Source organism: Nocardioides anomalus (genome assembly GCF_011046535.1).
Taxonomy (GTDB): Bacteria; Actinomycetota; Actinomycetes; order Propionibacteriales; family Nocardioidaceae; genus Nocardioides; species Nocardioides anomalus.
Window position 1 is genome coordinate 2,354,686 of record NZ_CP049257.1, and the last position, 16,510, is coordinate 2,371,195.

18 protein-coding genes are annotated in these 16,510 nt (G+C 72.2%); 17 read left to right on the forward strand and 1 reads right to left on the reverse strand.

The window, feature by feature from the left end; genetic code table 11:
- Positions 1-258 precede the first annotated feature (258 nt).
- Complete coding sequence (locus G5V58_RS11875) at positions 259-849, reverse strand: helix-turn-helix transcriptional regulator (RefSeq protein ID WP_165232764.1); 591 nt, start codon at positions 847-849, stop codon at positions 259-261.
- A gap of 927 nt (positions 850-1,776) precedes the next feature.
- Between G5V58_RS11875 and G5V58_RS11880 the strand changes: the two genes are divergently transcribed.
- From G5V58_RS11880 to G5V58_RS11955, 17 genes are all read left to right on the forward strand, one after another.
- A complete protein-coding gene (locus G5V58_RS11880) occupies positions 1,777-2,109 on the forward strand; it encodes an ANTAR domain-containing protein (protein WP_165232767.1) in 333 nt (110 codons plus the stop codon).
- A 137-nt stretch (positions 2,110-2,246) separates the two neighbouring features.
- Positions 2,247-2,435: a hypothetical protein gene (locus G5V58_RS11885; RefSeq protein WP_165232771.1), complete on the forward strand. Its 189-nt coding sequence runs from the start codon at positions 2,247-2,249 to the stop codon at positions 2,433-2,435.
- A 16-nt stretch (positions 2,436-2,451) separates the two neighbouring features.
- Complete coding sequence (locus G5V58_RS11890; protein WP_165232774.1) at positions 2,452-2,721, forward strand: hypothetical protein; 270 nt, start codon at positions 2,452-2,454, stop codon at positions 2,719-2,721.
- A 266-nt stretch (positions 2,722-2,987) separates the two neighbouring features.
- Entirely contained in the window at positions 2,988-3,236 is a 249-nt protein-coding gene (locus G5V58_RS11895; RefSeq protein WP_165232777.1) for a hypothetical protein, read from the forward strand.
- An 11-nt stretch (positions 3,237-3,247) separates the two neighbouring features.
- The gene (locus tag G5V58_RS11900; RefSeq protein WP_165232780.1) at positions 3,248-4,201 is read left to right on the forward strand and encodes an NAD(P)H-binding protein; all 954 of its coding nucleotides are present in this window, start codon (positions 3,248-3,250) and stop codon (positions 4,199-4,201) included.
- A 130-nt stretch (positions 4,202-4,331) separates the two neighbouring features.
- The gene (locus G5V58_RS11905; RefSeq protein ID WP_165232783.1) at positions 4,332-5,111 is read left to right on the forward strand and encodes an IclR family transcriptional regulator; all 780 of its coding nucleotides are present in this window, start codon (positions 4,332-4,334) and stop codon (positions 5,109-5,111) included.
- A 99-nt stretch (positions 5,112-5,210) separates the two neighbouring features.
- A complete protein-coding gene (locus G5V58_RS11910; protein ID WP_165232786.1) occupies positions 5,211-6,509 on the forward strand; it encodes an ABC transporter substrate-binding protein in 1,299 nt (432 codons plus the stop codon).
- A complete protein-coding gene (locus G5V58_RS11915; RefSeq protein ID WP_165232789.1) occupies positions 6,506-7,447 on the forward strand; it encodes a carbohydrate ABC transporter permease in 942 nt (313 codons plus the stop codon). The genes G5V58_RS11910 and G5V58_RS11915 overlap by 4 nt, the downstream gene beginning before the upstream one ends.
- Positions 7,447-8,271 carry a carbohydrate ABC transporter permease gene (locus G5V58_RS11920; protein WP_165232792.1) on the forward strand — a complete coding sequence of 275 codons (825 nt, stop codon included), beginning with the start codon at positions 7,447-7,449 and terminating at the stop codon, positions 8,269-8,271. Before G5V58_RS11915 ends, G5V58_RS11920 begins: the two co-directional genes overlap by 1 nt.
- A gap of 59 nt (positions 8,272-8,330) precedes the next feature.
- Positions 8,331-9,269 carry an ROK family protein gene (locus tag G5V58_RS11925; RefSeq protein ID WP_165232795.1) on the forward strand — a complete coding sequence of 313 codons (939 nt, stop codon included), beginning with the start codon at positions 8,331-8,333 and terminating at the stop codon, positions 9,267-9,269.
- A complete protein-coding gene (locus tag G5V58_RS11930; protein ID WP_165232798.1) occupies positions 9,266-10,273 on the forward strand; it encodes a Gfo/Idh/MocA family protein in 1,008 nt (335 codons plus the stop codon). The genes G5V58_RS11925 and G5V58_RS11930 overlap by 4 nt, the downstream gene beginning before the upstream one ends.
- Positions 10,270-11,295, forward strand: coding sequence for a Gfo/Idh/MocA family protein (locus tag G5V58_RS11935; RefSeq protein WP_165232801.1), 1,026 nt, complete (start codon positions 10,270-10,272; stop codon positions 11,293-11,295). Before G5V58_RS11930 ends, G5V58_RS11935 begins: the two co-directional genes overlap by 4 nt.
- A 113-nt stretch (positions 11,296-11,408) precedes the next feature.
- Positions 11,409-12,440, forward strand: a complete 1,032-nt coding sequence (gene nagA / locus G5V58_RS11940; protein ID WP_165232804.1) for an N-acetylglucosamine-6-phosphate deacetylase — start codon at positions 11,409-11,411, stop codon at positions 12,438-12,440.
- A 5-nt stretch (positions 12,441-12,445) separates the two neighbouring features.
- The gene (locus G5V58_RS11945; RefSeq protein ID WP_230487288.1) at positions 12,446-13,489 is read left to right on the forward strand and encodes an SIS domain-containing protein; all 1,044 of its coding nucleotides are present in this window, start codon (positions 12,446-12,448) and stop codon (positions 13,487-13,489) included.
- The gene (locus tag G5V58_RS11950; protein ID WP_165232806.1) at positions 13,486-15,138 is read left to right on the forward strand and encodes an amidohydrolase; all 1,653 of its coding nucleotides are present in this window, start codon (positions 13,486-13,488) and stop codon (positions 15,136-15,138) included. The genes G5V58_RS11945 and G5V58_RS11950 overlap by 4 nt, the downstream gene beginning before the upstream one ends.
- Positions 15,135-15,458: a flavin monoamine oxidase family protein gene (locus G5V58_RS26410; protein WP_268991273.1), complete on the forward strand. Its 324-nt coding sequence runs from the start codon at positions 15,135-15,137 to the stop codon at positions 15,456-15,458. The genes G5V58_RS11950 and G5V58_RS26410 overlap by 4 nt, the downstream gene beginning before the upstream one ends.
- Positions 15,374-16,483 carry a flavin monoamine oxidase family protein gene (locus tag G5V58_RS11955; RefSeq protein ID WP_268991274.1) on the forward strand — a complete coding sequence of 370 codons (1,110 nt, stop codon included), beginning with the start codon at positions 15,374-15,376 and terminating at the stop codon, positions 16,481-16,483. Before G5V58_RS26410 ends, G5V58_RS11955 begins: the two co-directional genes overlap by 85 nt.
- The last annotated feature ends 27 nt before the right edge of the window (positions 16,484-16,510 follow it).

Consider the following 16,510-nt stretch of genomic DNA (forward strand, 5'->3'; position numbering starts at 1 on the left):
CCAGAGCGTCATTCCCCCCCGTTGGAGAACGCCCCCGCTCCGTGACACCACGGAGAGCACGCGACCAGATGGTGCGTGGGAGATGGGCGACTGACCCCCCGGTCGGCCGCGCTCGTCATGCATGAAGACACGCTCGTCTTGCGTGTACCTCGACTGTGCAGGGCGTGCAGGACGAAACCAAGAAGAAGTTGAACTTTCATCCCAGGGGATGAGGCGCGGCATGACCGGCGCCACAGGTCATGTCGCCGCCACCCCGTTTCAACTGCGCTCGGGGCCTCCTGCAAGCCCGTGCTCGAGCGCCCAGAGCATCGCCTGGGCGCGGTCGGGCACGTCGAGCTTGCGGTAGGCCGTGCGCACGTAGGTCTTCACGGTGTTGACGCTGAGGTAGAGCTCCTTGGCGATCGCCTCGTTCGTGAGCCCGGCGCCGATCAGCTCCAGCACCCGGAACTCCCGCTCGGTGAGCTCACCCGGCAACCGCCGGTTGCGCCGGTCGGCGTGCCGCCCCCTCGCCATCACCGCGGCGAGCAGCGCCAGCAGCTGCGCCGGGGTCACGGCCAGACTGATGAGCGGGATCGTCGCCTCTCCGATCGACAGTTCGCCCCCGTGCCGCGCCTCGTCGTACACCAGGCCCACCACCTGCGTGTGGCCGGCCACCATGCCGCGCACGTCGCGCCGCGAGGCCAAGTCGTGATCGGCCGGCTCGAGGTCGTAGATGGCGACGTCGTAGTCGGCCAGGAACCCGTCCAGGGACACCGCCTCGGTCACCACCGCGCGCGCCTGAAGCTGCGCGATGAGGCTCACCAAGCCCGCTCGCACCACGTGGCTGCGACTGACGACGGCGACGCGCACAGGGAACTCAGCCACACTCAGGAACCGCCTTCGGACACGGGAGTCTCACAGGCCGCGCTCTGACCGCGCCCCAGCGTACGTCAAGGGACGTGTTGCCCCGGAGATGTTGTCGGAGGCCATCAGTCAGCCAGCCTCAGAATGTCTGTGACTGCCCGCTCGGCCCGCTCGGCCCGCTCGGCCCGCCATCCGACCATGCCGCCGACTGGGCTCTGCCCGACCACGCCGCTGTCGGCTCAGGCACCTCCACGTAGGCCTCGGCAACCCGGACCGGGAGGCACGGCCACACCTCGGATGAACCGTGAACTGCTTGGCACTCCAGGCACGACCTGTTCGCTGGTACGCGGGGAACCATGACGTGAGTGGCCTAGGCACGGATGTCGACCGGTCGACGACGACGCTGACGTCCGCCGATGATCATGATGCGCCCGGCGACACGAGGCGCGCCTCGAGGCCTGGCTCGGTGACGCTCGTGAGCCGCCTCGCCTGGCTGCTCACCGCCTGTCGGGGCTCTGCAGCACAGACCAGCGCAGCGAGATCGCTCACGGACACGGAGAGCTGCTCGGCGAGCTGCAGCGAGGCGCCAGCCGGGTTGCGGCGGGCCGCGCGTGCCGGAGCGGGACCGGCCGATCCTCTACCTGCGGGACTGGGCAGCTCCCTCCCACGACGAGTACATCGCAGGGATCGAGCTGACGGCTCATCCGCCGACGGAGGTTTGCTCCGTCGGCGAGCCGCGCGCTCAACCGGCGGCCCGAGCGGTGCCGGCCGCGCCCTCGACCATGAAACTTCGCGCTGATCTGAGGTCCGACGGACGGCGCCGCACGATCGGCACAGCCGCGACCTCGCGTGTGTCCGCGTGTACTCTGCGAGTGCTCAGGACGTCCCAGACCCCGACGTCGCCTCCATCAGCGACGACTAGGGGCCCGCGCGATGTCCACACGCTTCAACCGGTCGGGACCGTCCGCTGCGCCCACTCGTGCCAGCGTCGATGAACTCGAGAACGAGATCCGTCATCTCAAGAGTGCCCTCACCGGCCGCGCCGTCATCGACCAGGCCAAGGGCGTGCTGATGCGCCATTTCGGGGTCGACGCCGAGACGGCGTTCCAGGTGCTCGTCCGCTGGTCCTCCCACACCAATCACAGGGTCTCCGCCCTGGCGTTGGAGGTCAACGGCGCCGCGTCTCAGGGCGCCGACGCGGTCGCCGTCCTGGTCCGCGACGTGCACCGCCGCAGAGGAGAGGACCACCAGGTGTCCGGCCCCTGAGAGACGGGACAGGTGCGCCGCGTGGACCGGCTCGCGAGGGGCAAGCCGGCACCCGTGGTCGACATGGTGGTCGAGGACGGTTGTTCGGTGTTCAGGTGCTCGCTGTCTGCGCAGTGCCCGCTGCTCACACGTCGGGTATGGCGCTCGTCATGCCGCGGGGCCGGATGATGGCCGCCCTTGGTGCCGGTAGCTCCTACTGCGGGCTGTTCCCGCTCGGCCTGCTCGTCGCCTTCGCGACCCTCAACACGTTCGGACAGACCGCTGGCCGGCGCTCGGCCGTTCGGACCCGCACGATCGTGCCGATGAGCGTGCGCTCAGGTGTGTGAGTGGCAGCATCTGTCCATGCCCTCATTCGCGCTCTCCCTGCGGGATTCCCAGGGATCGCTCGACGGTGAGCCGGAGGCGACCTGGCTCATCGGTGTACCGATCGAGGAAGACAGCTTCGCTGTGGGTGCGCACCTGTCGGTCCCCCTGAAAGACGGGGCCAGGAGGCTGGCCACTGTCGTCGGATTCCCACTTGTTCGATTCGTCGACTCGTCCTGGCGCGTCGTGGCTGTCAGCGGGGTTCGGCCTGAAGAAGTCGACGTAGCCTCGGCGGTCACCCTCGACTGACCATCCGAAGAGCCGCCGTGCGGGCGAGCCCCGACCATGCCGCTGTCGGCTCCGCCAGACCATGCCGCTGTCGGGGCGGAGCCCGACCATGCCGCAGATGGGACTCCGCTTGACCATGCCGTTGACGGGTTGAGGACGAGGCGTCGGACCAGTTCTGCAGTTCTCTCCGCCGCGGAGACCCCTTGACCCCGTCGACGGGCATGCTGACGCGCGAACTCGCTCGCAGGGGCCATCCTGGGGCGGTCGGACCCACCGTCACGGTCTCGGTGGTCGAGAGGCAGGCGATCGTCGGCTCGCGCGTGGCCGCGCTGGGCACGGCTGCGGGCAGCCTCGCGGGCGCGATCTCCACCAGCGACTGGTCGACCGGCCGCGTCGAGATGGTCCAGGCTGCCGCCTCCGGGGACTGCGGCACCCCCATCGGCGCACCTGCTCCGCGCTGGAGCAGCGAGGTCGGGCGCGCGACGTGTCGTCAAGATCACCGCCGGTCCGGGATTGATCACGCTCGGGAGCGGTGACCGGCCGAGCCGTGCGCACACTCGTGACCGGGGCGACCGGCTACATCGGATCCAGGCTGATCCCGGAGCTGCTGGCGGACGGTCACGAGGTGAGTGCCGGTGGCCGGAGCGTCGAGCGACTGGGCGAGTTCGCCTGGGCCGCGGACGTCGACAAGGTCGAGCTCGACGTGGGCGACGAGCAGTCCATCGCCCGGGCCGTCCGCGACGTCGACGCGGTGGTCTACCTCATCCACTCCATGGACGGCGAGGACTTCGTGGAGCGGGACCGGAAGGCCGCTCAGGACGTGTCCACCGCCTGCGCCGCCGCGGGGGTCCAGCGGATCGTCTACCTGTCCGGCCTCATCCCGCCCGAGCCGCCGGGCGACCTCTCGGACCACCTCGCCTCGCGCCTGCAGGTCGAGCAGGTGTTCCTCGAGGGGCCGACCCCAGCCACGGTGCTCCGAGCGGCGATGGTCATCGGCGCCGGCTCCACCTCCTTCGAGCTGATGCGGCGCATGAGCGAGCGCGTGCCGATCGTCCCGATCCCGTCCTGGATGCGGCGAGACCTGCAGCCGGTGGCGGTCGAGGACGTCACCGCGGTCATCGCGGCGGCGCTCAGGGGTACACCGCGCAACCAGCACTTCGACCTGGCGGGGGACGAGGTCCTCAGCTACCGCGAGCTGCTCAGGCTCTTCGCCGACGTCGCCGGCCTGCACCGCCCGCAGTTCGTCGTGCCGTGGGTGCCCGAGCGCGTGGTGAGCGAGATCGTGGCCCTGGTCGCCGGCATGCCCCGCCCCACGGTCAACGCGCTGGTCGAGAGCCTGTCGCACGATCTCGTCGTGACCCAGGACTCGGCCCAGCAGCTGGTCCCCGACCACCACTTCACACCGATGCGCGAAGCGATCGAGAGGTCGCTCCAGGGGCTGTCGGACGCGACGACGACCCACGGAGACGTCCAGGGCGAGGCCGTCAGCGACGAGCTGTGACCGGGCCGGTCGCGACAGCGGCCGGCGCGTGACACGCGAGCCCGGACACCTGGTGCTTCCAGGATCGTGCTCGGCGGGGCATCATCACCTCTCACACCCGGCGAGGGCGGGTGAGAAGGAGCGAGGGCCCGTGGGCGAGTCCGAGGACGACGTGGTCGTGAGCGACGACGGCCGTCGGCTGCGGCCGGTGAAGTCCCTCCTCCGCGCCCTCGACGTCCTCACCGCCCTGGCCCGCAGCGAGCGACCGCTCACGCTCGGCGAGATCGTCGAGCAGACCGACTTCTCGCGCACGGCGGCGTACAACGTCCTCGCGACCTACGAGCTGCGCGGCCTGGTGCGCCGCGACGACCAGGGCCGCTACGAGCTCGGCTGGGGCCTCTTCGAGCTCGGCGAGCGGGCCCGCTCGCGCTCCGACCTCACCGACGTCGCGCGGCCGGTCGTGGAGGACCTCGCCGAGAGCACCGGCGAGACCGTGCTGCTGGGGGTGCTCGACCAGGGCTCGGTGATCTACGTCGAGAAGGCCGAGAGCCGGCGCTCGATCCGCATGGTCGAGGCGCCGGGCCGGCGACTGCCCCTGCACGAGTCCGCGACGGGGCTGGTGCTGCTCGCCCACGCCGGCACGACGCTGCGGGACCGCTACCTCGAGCAGCAGGACTCCCGGTCCGGGCTGACGCAGCGCGTCGCCACCATCCTGGCGACGGGAGTCGCCGTCTCCGTCCAGGACCTCGACCCCGACCTGTCGAGCGCCTCGGTCCCGGTGCACGGACCGGACGACCACGTGCTGGCCGCGCTGACCGTCGCCGGCCCGGCCAGCAGGCTCACCCGGGAGCGGGTGGAGGAGTTCCTGCCCGCCCTGGTGGCCTCGGCGGCCTCGATCAGCAAGGCCGTGGGCGGCCGGACCCACCCTTGACAGGTCGCGGCCGGCTCCCTACCTTTCGGTGAACATCGTCTGTCAGACAGACACGTTGTCTGTGTGACAGACACCAATCAGGTCACCCGGGAGGGTCCGATGCGCCGGAACACCGTCAGGTCAGCAGCACTGCTCGGGAGCCTCGTCCTCTGTCTCACCGCGGTGGCGTGCTCCGGGGAGAGCGCCACCGAGCAGAAGAGCGGCGGTGGCGGCGGAGGCGGTGACGGCAAGGTCACCATCAGCCACTGGCAGCACCAGAGCGACGCGCGCGCCAAGCTCGTCGAGGGGTTCGTCGACAGCTACGACGACGCGAACATCGACTTCCAGTCGATCCCCTACGAGTCCTACTTCCAGAAGCTGGGCGCCGCTCTCGAGGCCGGCAACGGCCCGTGCGTCTTCCAGCTGCCCGCGAACATCCTGCAGGAGTTCTACGGGCGCGGTGAGCTGGCCCCTGTGCCGGACTCCATCATGTCCGCCGCGGACATCGAGTCGGCGTTCACGCCGGCCTCGATCCGACTGCTCAAGATCGAGGGTCAGTACTACGCGCTGCCCACCGACGTGCAGACGATGATGCTGTTCTACAACGACGACCTGTTCAAGGAGGCCGGGCTCGACCCGACCCAGGACTTCGCCACCTGGGACGACCTGGTCGAGGCGGCCAAGAAGCTGACCAAGACCTCTGGCGACAAGATGACCCAGGCCGGGATGGACCTCTCGGCGTCGCCGTACCAGCTGTTCTACGCCGCGCCGACCCTGGCCTACCCCGACGGCCTGGTCAACGACCAGACCGGCGACGTGCAGTACGACTCCGAGCCCGGCCAGCAGGCCTGGGAGCGGATCACCAGCCTGATCACCGAGGACCACGTGGACGACCCGGAGTTCCTCGCCGAGCAGAGCAAGTTCGGGCTCGGGAAGGCGGGGATGACGTTCAAGGAGTTCACCTTCGACGGCGTCTACAAGCTCACCGCCCCGGACGTGCATTTCAGCGTGCACCCCGCCCCGCCCGTGACCGACGACGCCGCGGCGCCGGTGGCCAGCACGTCGTGGTCCTACGCGGTCTCGGCGGACTGCGACGACAAGGACGCCGCCTGGAAGTGGGTCGCCTACCTCACCTCCGAGGACGCCCAGCGGAAGTGGATCGAGGGCGGTGGCGAGCTGCCGTCGCGCACCGCGCTGCTGACCGACGAGTCGCTCCAGGACGACCCGAACGTCGCCGCCGGCTTCGCCGCGCTGGCCGAGGCGGAGCCGTACGACTCGAACGGGTGGGACGACGCGTACGCCGTGCAGCAGAAGATCTGGGACGAGATCGTGCTCAACGGCACCGACGTCGCGACCGCCGTCGAGCAGGGCGCCGACGCGGAGCGGGACCTGTACCGCAGCAAGGGCCTGCTCGAGTGACCTCTCAGGTCCTGCGACGAGGGCGGGGGCCCGGGTCGAGCGGGGCGCTGCGCCGTCAACAGACGCGCTGGGCACTCGTCTTCCTGAGCCCTGCCCTCGTCCTCTTCGGGCTCACCGTCTTCTACCCGATGGCCCGGGCCCTGCAGTACAGCCTCTACAAGTGGCCGCTCGGTGCGCCGAAGACCTTCGTCGGGCTGGACAACTACCGCCGGCTGCTCCTCGACGACGGCGACTTCCACAAGTCGGTGCAGGTCACCTTGTACTTCACGCTGCTCAGCGTGCTGCCGACGCTGCTGCTCGCGCTGTTCGCCGCGGTGCTGCTGAACGACGCGAGGTTGCGGTTCCGCGGCCTGTTCCGCACCGTCTACTTCGTCCCGGTGGTCACCTCCCTGGTGGCGGTCGGGTACGTGTGGCGGGCGCTGCTCGAACCGTCGTTCGGCCTGGTCAACACCGCGCTCGGCTGGGTGGGCATCAGCGGTCCGGGGTGGCTCGCCTCGCCCGACTGGGCCCTGCAGGGCATCGCGCTGATGACGATCTGGCGTGACCTGGGCTTCTACATGGTGATCTTCCTGGCCGGACTGCAGGCGATCCCCAAGGAGGTCGTGGACGCGGCCCGCATCGACGGCGCCAGTGCGTGGCGCCGCTTCTGGCACGTCACCTTCCCGCTGCTGAACCCGAGCATCGTGCTGGCCGCGGTCATCGGCGTCATCAACGGGCTGCAGCTGTTCACCCAGACCTACGTGATGACGGGTTCGGCCCAGCAGCTGCCCGGCGGGCCGCTTAGCAGCACCCGCTCGGTGGTCATCTACGTGGTGGAGCAGACGTTCCGGCCGCTGGAGATGGGCTACGGCTCGGCCGCGGCGTTCCTGCTCTTCGTGATGATCATGGTCGTCACGCTCGTGCAGTTCCGGATCATCCAGCGGAAGTTCGAGTACTGATGAGGGCCGCGACCCGGACGCTCGACGTCACCAAGTACCTGCTGCTCCTCATGGGCGCGGTGGTCATGCTGACCCCGCTCATCTGGATGGTGCTGGCGTCGTTCAAGACGCTGCCCGAGATCCTCACCTTCCCGCCCACGTTCCTGCCCGACCACGTCAACCTGGACAACTACCGAGGGGTCTTCGAGACCGCGGACTTCGTCCGCTACTTCGTCAACAGTGTGGTCATCGCGGCCATCAGCGTGGTGAGCGTGCTGGTGACCAGCTCGATGGCGGGTTACGCCTTCGCCAAGTTCACCTTCCCCGGCCGCGACGTCCTGTTCATCGTGGTGCTCGCGACCCTGATGATCCCGTTCCAGGTGCGGGTGATCCCGCTGTACGTCCTGGCCAGCGACCTGCACCTGCTGAACACCTACGCCGGGATGGTGCTGCCCACCCTGGTCGACGCCTTCGGCATCTTCTTGATGCGGCAGTACATGCTGTCGATCCCCAACGAGCTGATCGAGAGCGCCCGGGTCGACGGAGCCGGTGAGCTCCGGATCTTCGTGCAGATCGTGCTGCCGCTGGCGAAGCCGGCGCTCTCGGCCCTCACCATCTTCACGCTGGTGATGAGCTGGGAGTCGTTCCTGTGGCCGCTCCTGGTGGCCTCCTCGCCCGACATGTACACCCTGCCGCTGGGCCTGGCCCAGTTCGCCGGCCGCTTCCTCAACCGCACCGACCTGCAGATGGCGGCGGCCACGATGACCGTCCTGCCGCTGCTGATCGCCTTCCTGTTCATGCAGAAGCGGTTCATCGAGGGCCTGGCCACGACAGGCATGAAGTGAGGACGCAGCGGCAGCGGAGCCTGGCGGTGCCAGCACGACAGAGGGACGAGGAGGTGGGCATGTCGGAGGCTGGAGTGCGCTCCGGAGGCATCGGCATCGACGTGGGCGGTTCGAAGATCGCCGGTGTGGTGATCGACGCGTCGGGGTCGGTGGTGGCCAGGAAGCGGATGCCCACACCGCCCGAGGGCGGGGCGGCTGTCGTCGCGGCCTGCGTCGAGGTGGCCTCCGAGCTCCTCGGGGTGGCCCGGTCCGGCGGCCTGGCCGTGGGACCGCTCGTGATCGGCATGCCGGGCACCATCGACTCGGTGCGCGGGCTGGTCCGCGACTCCCCCGTCCTCAGCATGGTCGACTGCGAGGTCGTGTCGGAGGTGCAGAGCGCGGTGGGGCACCCGACGACGGTGATCCACGACGTCAAGGCCGCCGCCTTCGGCGAGCTGATGGCCGGGGCCGGCATCGGTCAGGCCGACGTGGCCTACCTCAACCTCGGCACGGGGGTCTCGATGTCCTTCGTGTTCGACTGGCAGGTCCACGGCGGCGTGAGCGGACTGGCCGGTGAGATCGGCCACGTGCCGGCGGTTCCGGACGGGGAGCTCTGCAACTGCGGTCGCCGGGGGTGCCTCGAGACCGTGGCGTCCGGGCCGGCCATCGCCCGGGCGGCCGGCATCACGACCGGTGGCGTGGAGGCGGTCGCGGCCGCCGCCGCGGCCGGCGACGAGCGAGCCACCCGCGCGATCCAGGACGCCGCCGGGCACCTGGGCCGGGTCCTGGCCGACTACCTCACGGTGCTGGACCTGCACCTGCTCATGGTCGGCGGCGGCGTCTCCGAGGTCGGCCCGCTGCTCCTGGACCGTCTGCAGGCGGTGATGGACGAGCGGTTGGCCGACGTGGCCAACTCGGTGCGGGTGGTCCCGGCCGCGCTCGGAGCCGAGTCCGGCGTGCTCGGTGCGGCACACCGCTCCCGGCTGCTCCGCGACGACCGTCGGGCCAGCCGGTGGTGAGCGACGTGCTGGAGGTCGGGCTCGTCGGGGCGGGCTACATCGCGCACTCCCACGCCCGCGCGTACGCCGCCGACCGCCGCGCGCACCTCGCCTACGTCGTCGAGCCGGTGGCGGAGAAGGCGGACGCGCTGGCGCGGACCTCCGGCGCGCAGGTGCTGGGGAGCCTGGACGAGCTCCTCGCCTCCGACGTCGAGGTCATCAGCGTCTGCACTCCCTCCCCCACCCACGCGGACCTGGTGGTCGCCGCGCTCGGGGCCGGCAAGCACGTGCTCTGCGAGAAGCCCGTCGCGCGCACGCTGGCCGACGCCGACCGCATCGTGGCCGCGGGCCGGACGGGTCCCGGGTTGCTGATGATCGGCCACGTCTCGCGCTTCGAGCCCGACCACCGCGCGGCGTACGACGCCGTCCGGGACGGTCGGATCGGCGAGGTCCGCATGATGGCGCAGTCCCTGGTGGGCGAGCGCCCGACGTGGAGCGAGGACGACTGGCTGCGCGACCCCGACCGGTCCGGGGGGCCGCTGGTGGACCTCGCGATCCACTCCTTCGACTACCTGACCTGGGTCAGTGGGGCCCGACCGGTCAGGGTCCACGCGGTGGGGTCCGCCGGCGCGGACGGTGTCGTCGACTACGCCGTCGCGACGGTGCGCTACGACACGGGGGCCCTGGCGGTGGTCGAGACGAGCTGGGCGCACCCGGCGGGGCACGGGCTGGAGCTGACGACCGAGCTGACGGGCAGCGACGGGCGCATCACCTGGGACTACGACAGCACGGCGGTCGGCAGCGTCAAGCTCGCGGGCGCCGCGCCCCGCACGATCAGCCAGCTGGGGAACCGCGGGTTCGTCGCCGAGGTCGCCGCCTTCCTCGACGCCGTCGAGGACGGCGGTCCGAGTCCGGTCCAGGCGGAGGACGGGCGGCTCGCCCTCGAGGTCGCCCTGGCCGCGGTCGAGTCGCTGCGGACCCGCCGCGTCGTCCACCTGTCCGACCGGAGCGAGGAGACCGCATGATCGACGTGGTGCTGCTCGGGGTCGAGCACGGACCCCACGCGCGGTCCTACGCCGCCGCCCTCGGCCGGAGCCGCGACGGGCGGCTGGTCGGCGTGCACGACCGCGACCCGGAGCTGGGTGGCGCGCTGGCCGAGGAGCTCGGGGTGGCGTTCGAGGCGGACGCCGACGCGCTGCTCGACCGGACCCACCCCGCGGCCGCCGTCGTCTGCAGCGCGACCGACCGGCACCGGGAGCTCGTCGAGCTGGCCGCCCGACGGGGCGTGCACGTGCTGAGCGAGAAGCCCCTGGCGACCACGGTGGCCGACGCCGAGGCCGCGGTGGACGCCTGCCGCGAGCACGGGGTCCAGCTGCACACGGCGTTCGTGTCGAGGTTCTACCCGGCCCTGCTCGAGGCCCGCGCGCTGGTGGCGCGCGGGGAGCTCGGACGGCTGCGCGGCATGGTGGGGAGCAACCGCGGCCGGCCGCCGCTGCCACCGCGCTACCCCTCCTGGATCACCGACCCCGTCGCTGCGGGCGGAGGAGCGCTCATCGACCACTCGGTGCACGTCGTCGACGCCATGCGGTTCGTGTCGGGGCTCGAGCCCCGGGACGTGCTGGCCGAGACCGCCACGCTGTTCACCGACCTCGAGGTCGAGGACAGCGCCCTGGTGTCCGTCCTGTTCGAGGACGACGTGCCGGCGAGCGTCGACCCCAGCTGGTCGGTGACGCCGACGAACGTGTGGGACTACGACTTCCAGCTGCGCGTGCTCGGCACGGACGGCTCGCTCACCATCACCACCGGGCGCGAGGCGCTCCAGGTGTCCGGGACCGACCGCGGACGCACCCACGCGCTCGCGCCGTTCGAGCCCGACATCGACCAGGCCATGGTCGAGGCGTTCCTGAGCTCCATCGGCCAGGGCCGGGTCCTCGACCCGTGTGCCACCGGCGAGGACGGCCTGCGCGCGGTCGAGGTCGCGTGCGCGGCGTACGCCTCGGTGGCCACGCAGGCGTTCGTCAGCACCGCTGCGGACCGACGTGACTGACCTCGCGGTGCTGGCGGGGCAGGCCCTCGTCGACGGCGCCCTCACCGGCCCCGTCACGTTGCGCATCGCCGACGGCCGGATCGCCTCGGTGGACCCCCCCGCGCACCGAGGGCGTGCTCGACGCCTCCGCGGCGACCGTGGTCCCGGGGCTGATCGACGTCCACACGCACGGTGGCGCCGGGGTGCAGGTGATCGACGGCGCGGACGCCGACCTCGACCGGCTCGCGTCGTTCTACGCCGCCCACGGCGTCACCGGCTTCCTCGCCACGATCGGGGGCAGCCGGGAGCACATCCTCGCCGGTCTCGCGGCCGTGCGCGCCCACCTCGCCGGCCCGCCGGCGCGGGGGGCGCGCTGCCTCGGCGTGCACCTGGAGGGTCCGTTCATCAGCCCGGACGCCCTCGGGGCGTTCCTGCCGGAGTCCGCGGTGCCGGCCGACGCCGGGTTCCTCACCGAGGTGCTCGAGGCAGCCGGCGGACACCTGCGGCTGATCACCCTGGCCCCCGAGCTCGACGGCGCCGACGACGTCGTCGCCCTCGCCCTGCGGCACGGCGTGGTCTGCTCGATCGGCCACACCGTGGCCACCGCCGCCGAGATGGACCGGGCCGTCGGCACCGGCTTCCGCAGCGTCAGCCACCTCTTCAACGGCATGGTCTCGTTCCACCACCGGGAGCCGGGGGTGGTGGGCGCCGCGCTCGCGGACCCGCGGCTGGTGTGCGAGGTCATCGCCGACGGCGTGCACGTGCACCCGCTCGCCGTCGCCCTCGCGGCGCGGGCGAAGGGGGTGGAGAACCTCGTGCTCATCAGTGACTCGATCTCCGCGACCGGCCTGCCGGACGGCGAGTACGAGCTCGAGGAGCAGCACGTGACGGTCGCGGGCGACGAGGTGCGGCTGGCCGACGGCACCCTCGCGGGCAGCACCCTGACGCTCGACCGTGCGGTGGCGAACCTGGCCCGGTGGGCGGACCTGCCGTGGACGCAGGCCGTCCGCTCGGCCACCGACGTGCCCGCGCGGCTGCTCGGCCTGTCGGCCGAGCGTGGCGCGATCTCCGTCGGCCGCGACGCCGACCTCGCTGCCTTCGACGCCGACCACCGGCTGCTGTGGACGATGGTCGGCGGCGTCCTGCACGAGGCCGGCGCGACGTGAGCACCGTGAGCACCGTGATGCTCGCCGAGATCCTGGAGCAGCCCGAAGCGCTCCGGCGCACCCTGCGCCGGCTGGAGCCTCTCGGAGACGACCTCGCCCGACTCGGCACCGGGAGGCCGCAGGTCCTCTTCGCCGCCCGCGGCTCCTCGGACAACGCCGCGACGTACGGCCGCTACCTGACCGAGGTGGTGGCCGGCCGGGCGGCGGCCCTCGTGGCGCCGAGCGTGGCCACGGCCTACCGGAGCCCGGTGCGGCTCGAGCACGCCCTGGTGGTCGTCCTCTCGCAGTCGGGCGAGACCGCCGAGCTGGTCGAGACCCTGACGTGGGCGCGAGGCTGCGGCGCCGCCACGGTGGCGGTGACGAACGTCGGCGACAGCAGCCTGGCGCGCCACGCCGACCTGGTGCTGGTCACCGAGGCGGGACCGGAGCACGCGGTGCCGGCCACCAAGACCTTCACCACCCAGCTCGCCGCCATGGCGGTGCTGGCCGGTGCCCTGGCGGGCGCGCCCCTGGCCGGGCTCGAACAGGTCCCCGGTGCCGTCTCCGACCTGCTCGAGCACCGCACAGGCGTCGACGCGGCGATCGAGGGGCTGCTCGCCCGTCCTCGCACGATCGTCACGGGTCGCGGGCTCGGCCACGCGGTCGCGGCCGAGCTCGCCCTCAAGCTGGAGGAGACGTGCCTGCGGGTGGTCCCGGGGCTGTCGTACGCCGACCTGCGCCACGGCCCCATCGCGGTCGTCGACGACCAGACCACCGCGGTGGTGGTCGCTCCCCGGGACGGGCCGGTCCTCGACGGACTCACGCGCCTGGTGCCGGACCTGCAGGCGCGCGGCGCAGCGGTCGTGGCGATCGGCGGCGACGCGGCCCTCGCCGGCCGCGCCGACGTCGCCGTCGCCGGCCCGGACCTCCCGGAGGTCCTTGCGCCGATCGGTCTGGTGGTCGCCGGTCAGCTCGTCGTCGAGGGGCTCGCCCGTCGCCTCGGGCTGGACCCGGACAGCCCGAGGGGGCTGCGCAAGGTGACCCAGACCGAGCTGGGGGTGCGCCGGTGAGCTTCGAGCTCGACCTGCTCCTGCGCGGAGCGGACGTCTACACGATGGACCCCTCGCGTCCGCGCGCCCGGACCCTGGGCGTCTGGCACGGCCGGGTGGTCGGCCTCGACGAGCAGGTCGCCGGGCTCGAGGCGGCCCGGACGGTCGACCTGACCGGCGCCACGGTGCTGCCGGGCTTCCACGACGCCCACGTCCACACCACGTCGTACGGCGTGGCGGCGACGCAGCTCGAGCTGAGCGACGCGGGCTCCACCGCCGAGATCCTGGAGCGGGTCGCGCGGCACGCCGAGGGCCTGTCCGACGGAGCCTGGGTGATCGGTGTGGGCTACCTGGACCGCTCGGCGCCGGGGAGGCACCCGACCTGCGCTGAGCTGGACCGGGCGGGCGGTGGTCGCCCGGTGTGGCTGACCCACCGCTCCGGTCACATGTGCGCGGTGTCCTCGGCCGTGCTGCGGCTCCTGCCCGACCCCCTGCCCGCGGGCGCCGTCGGCTACGTGCACCGCGACGACGCCGGCGCGCCGACCGGCCTCCTGGAGGAGGCGGCGATGGAGCTGGTGAAGGAGGTCGTCGGTCCCGGGTCGGTGGCCCAGATGGTCGCGGCCATCGACGTCGCCACCGCGCAGTACGTCACCGAGGGGACGACCAGCATCACCGAGGCCGGCATCGGTTGTCCCGGCGTCGACCACAGCCCGCTCGAGATCGCGGCGTGGCAGGCGGCCGCACGCTCCGGTCAGGCCCGCACCCGGGCGCACCTGATGGTGTACAACGAGCTGTTCCACGACCTGCCGCACCACCCCGACGACCCGGGCCGCTTCGGGCTCGACCTCGGCCTGCACACCGGGATGGGTGACGACCGGGTGCGGGTCTCGGCGATGAAGGTGTGGTTGGACGGCGCCGGTACGGCGGGGCACGCCGCGACCGGCGACGACGACTCCGAGCTCGTCGACGACCCGGTCCGGCTCCACCGGCACGTCGTCGAGGCGCACCGCTCGGGCTGGCAGGTCGCGGCGCACGCCATGGGCGACCGCGCCGTCGACGTCCTCCTCGACGCCCTCGAGGCCGCCGGTCCGACCGAGGAGGTGCGCCGGCGCCGGCACCGTGTCGAGCACGGCGGGCTGATCCGGCCCGACCAGGTCCCGCGGCTGCGCCGCCTCGGCGTCGTGGTGGCGATCCAGCCGGTCTTCATCGGCGAGTTCGGCGACGCGCTCGCCGAGCACTTCGGAGCCGAGCGCGTCGACTGGTCGATCCGTGCCGCCAGCCTCATCGACGCCGGCGTCGTCGTGGCCGGGAGCTCCGACCGCCCGGTCGCCCCGGGAGCCCCCCTGCTCGGCGTGCAGGCGATGCTCGAGCGCCGGACCGCCTCCGCGTCGACGTACGGCGCGGAGGAGCGACTCGACGTCCTGACCGCGCTGCGCTGCTGGACCCGCGACGCGGCGTACGCCGCCGGCGTCGAGCACGAGGTCGGCACCCTCGCGTCGCGCCGGCTCGCCGACCTCGTCGTGCTCGACGCGGACCCGACGGCCGTGGCCACGACGGCCATCGCGGACATCGGGGTGCGGGCGACCCTGGTGGGCGGCCAGGCTGTGCACGACCCGGAGGCCCTCTTCGGACCCGCCCCCTCCCAGACCCCGACGCAGGAGCAGCCATGACCACCGCAGACGTCCTCGTGGTCGGAGCCGGTCTGGCCGGCCTGAGCGCCGCACGCAGCCTGGTCGCAGCGGGCCGGAGCGTCGTCGTCGTCGAGGCCCGCGACCGGGTCGGCGGGCGCACCCAGGGCGGGGAGCTGCACGGCGCACCCGTCGAGCTCGGCGGGACCTGGATCGGGGAGGGCCACGACGAGATGTATGCCCTCACCGAGGAGCTCGGGCTGGCCACGTTCCCGACGTGGAACGACGCCGGCTCGATCCTCGTGGACCTGGGGGGAAGCAGTCGGCGCTGGCGAGCCACAAGGGCGCGACGCCGAAGCTGAACCCGATCGCCCTGCTCGACCTCGCGCAGGGTCTCGCGCGCTACGAGAGGCTGGCCAAGACCGTCGACCCGGCCAGGCCCTGGGCCCACCCGCGCGCCGAGCACCTGGACGGGATGACCTACGAGTCGTGGGTGCGCCGCAACCTGCGGACGCCCACCGGCCGCAGCTACTTCCGCACCCAGGCCGAGGCGCTGTACTCCGCCGACGGCTCGGACATGTCGCTGCTGCACACGCTCTTCTACACCGTCAGCAACGGCGACCTGGAGACCCTGGTCTCGACCGACAAGGGGGCCCAGAAGGACCGGGTCGTCGGCGGGTCGGTGCTGGTCTCCAAGCGCCTGGCCGAGACCCTCGACGTCCGCCTGGGCTCCCCCGTCGTCCGCATCACCCAGGACGACTCCGGCGTCACCGTGACGACGAGGGACGGGCAGGAGCTCTCGGCCGGGCACGTCGTGGTCGCGGTACCCCCGACCCTGGCCGGCCGCATCGACTACCAGCCCATCCTCCCCGCCTGGCGCGACCAGCTGACCCAACGGGTGCCCGCAGGCACCGTCATCAAGTGCTTCGCCGCCTTCACGACGCCGTTCTGGCGCGACGCCGGCTGGAACGGGCAGGCGATCTCCGACACCGGACCGGTCAAGGTGACCTTCGACGTCTCGCCCCCCGGCGCCGAGGTCGGCGTCCTGATGGGCTTCGTCGAGGGAGGGGAGGCCCGCCGGTGGCAGCGTCTCCCCGACGACCAGCGCCGCCGGCAGGTCCTGGACTGCTTCGTGCGCTACTTCGGCGCCGCGGCGGGCGAGCCGGCGGCGTACGTCGAGAAGGACTGGAGCGCCGAGGAGTTCACCCGCGGCTGCTACGGCGCGCACTTCGCGCCCGGCGTGTGGACGAGCTACGGCTCGGTCCTGCGCGAGCCGGTCGGCCGCATCCACTGGGCCGGCGCCGAGTACGCGATCGAGTGGAACGGCTACATGGAGGGAGCCGTGCGCTCCGGTCGCGCGACCGCCGCCCAGGTCCTGGGGCGGTGAGCGGCGCGGCCGCTGACGCCGGCCGCT

Bases quoted from the DNA above. Each gene is read 5' to 3' on its own strand.
- G5V58_RS26410 (WP_268991273.1), top strand. From the start codon at position 15,135: ATGACCACCGCAGACGTCCTCGTGGTCGGAGCCGGTCTGGCCGGCCTG.
- G5V58_RS11925 (WP_165232795.1), top strand. From the start codon at position 8,331: ATGTCGGAGGCTGGAGTGCGCTCCGGAGGCATCGGCATCGACGTGGGC.
- G5V58_RS11880 (WP_165232767.1), top strand. From the start codon at position 1,777: ATGTCCACACGCTTCAACCGGTCGGGACCGTCCGCTGCGCCCACTCGT.
- G5V58_RS11910 (WP_165232786.1), top strand. From the start codon at position 5,211: ATGCGCCGGAACACCGTCAGGTCAGCAGCACTGCTCGGGAGCCTCGTC.
- G5V58_RS11885 (WP_165232771.1), top strand. From the start codon at position 2,247: ATGGCGCTCGTCATGCCGCGGGGCCGGATGATGGCCGCCCTTGGTGCC.
- G5V58_RS11890 (WP_165232774.1), top strand. From the start codon at position 2,452: ATGCCCTCATTCGCGCTCTCCCTGCGGGATTCCCAGGGATCGCTCGAC.
- G5V58_RS11920 (WP_165232792.1), top strand. From the start codon at position 7,447: ATGAGGGCCGCGACCCGGACGCTCGACGTCACCAAGTACCTGCTGCTC.
- G5V58_RS11935 (WP_165232801.1), top strand. From the start codon at position 10,270: ATGATCGACGTGGTGCTGCTCGGGGTCGAGCACGGACCCCACGCGCGG.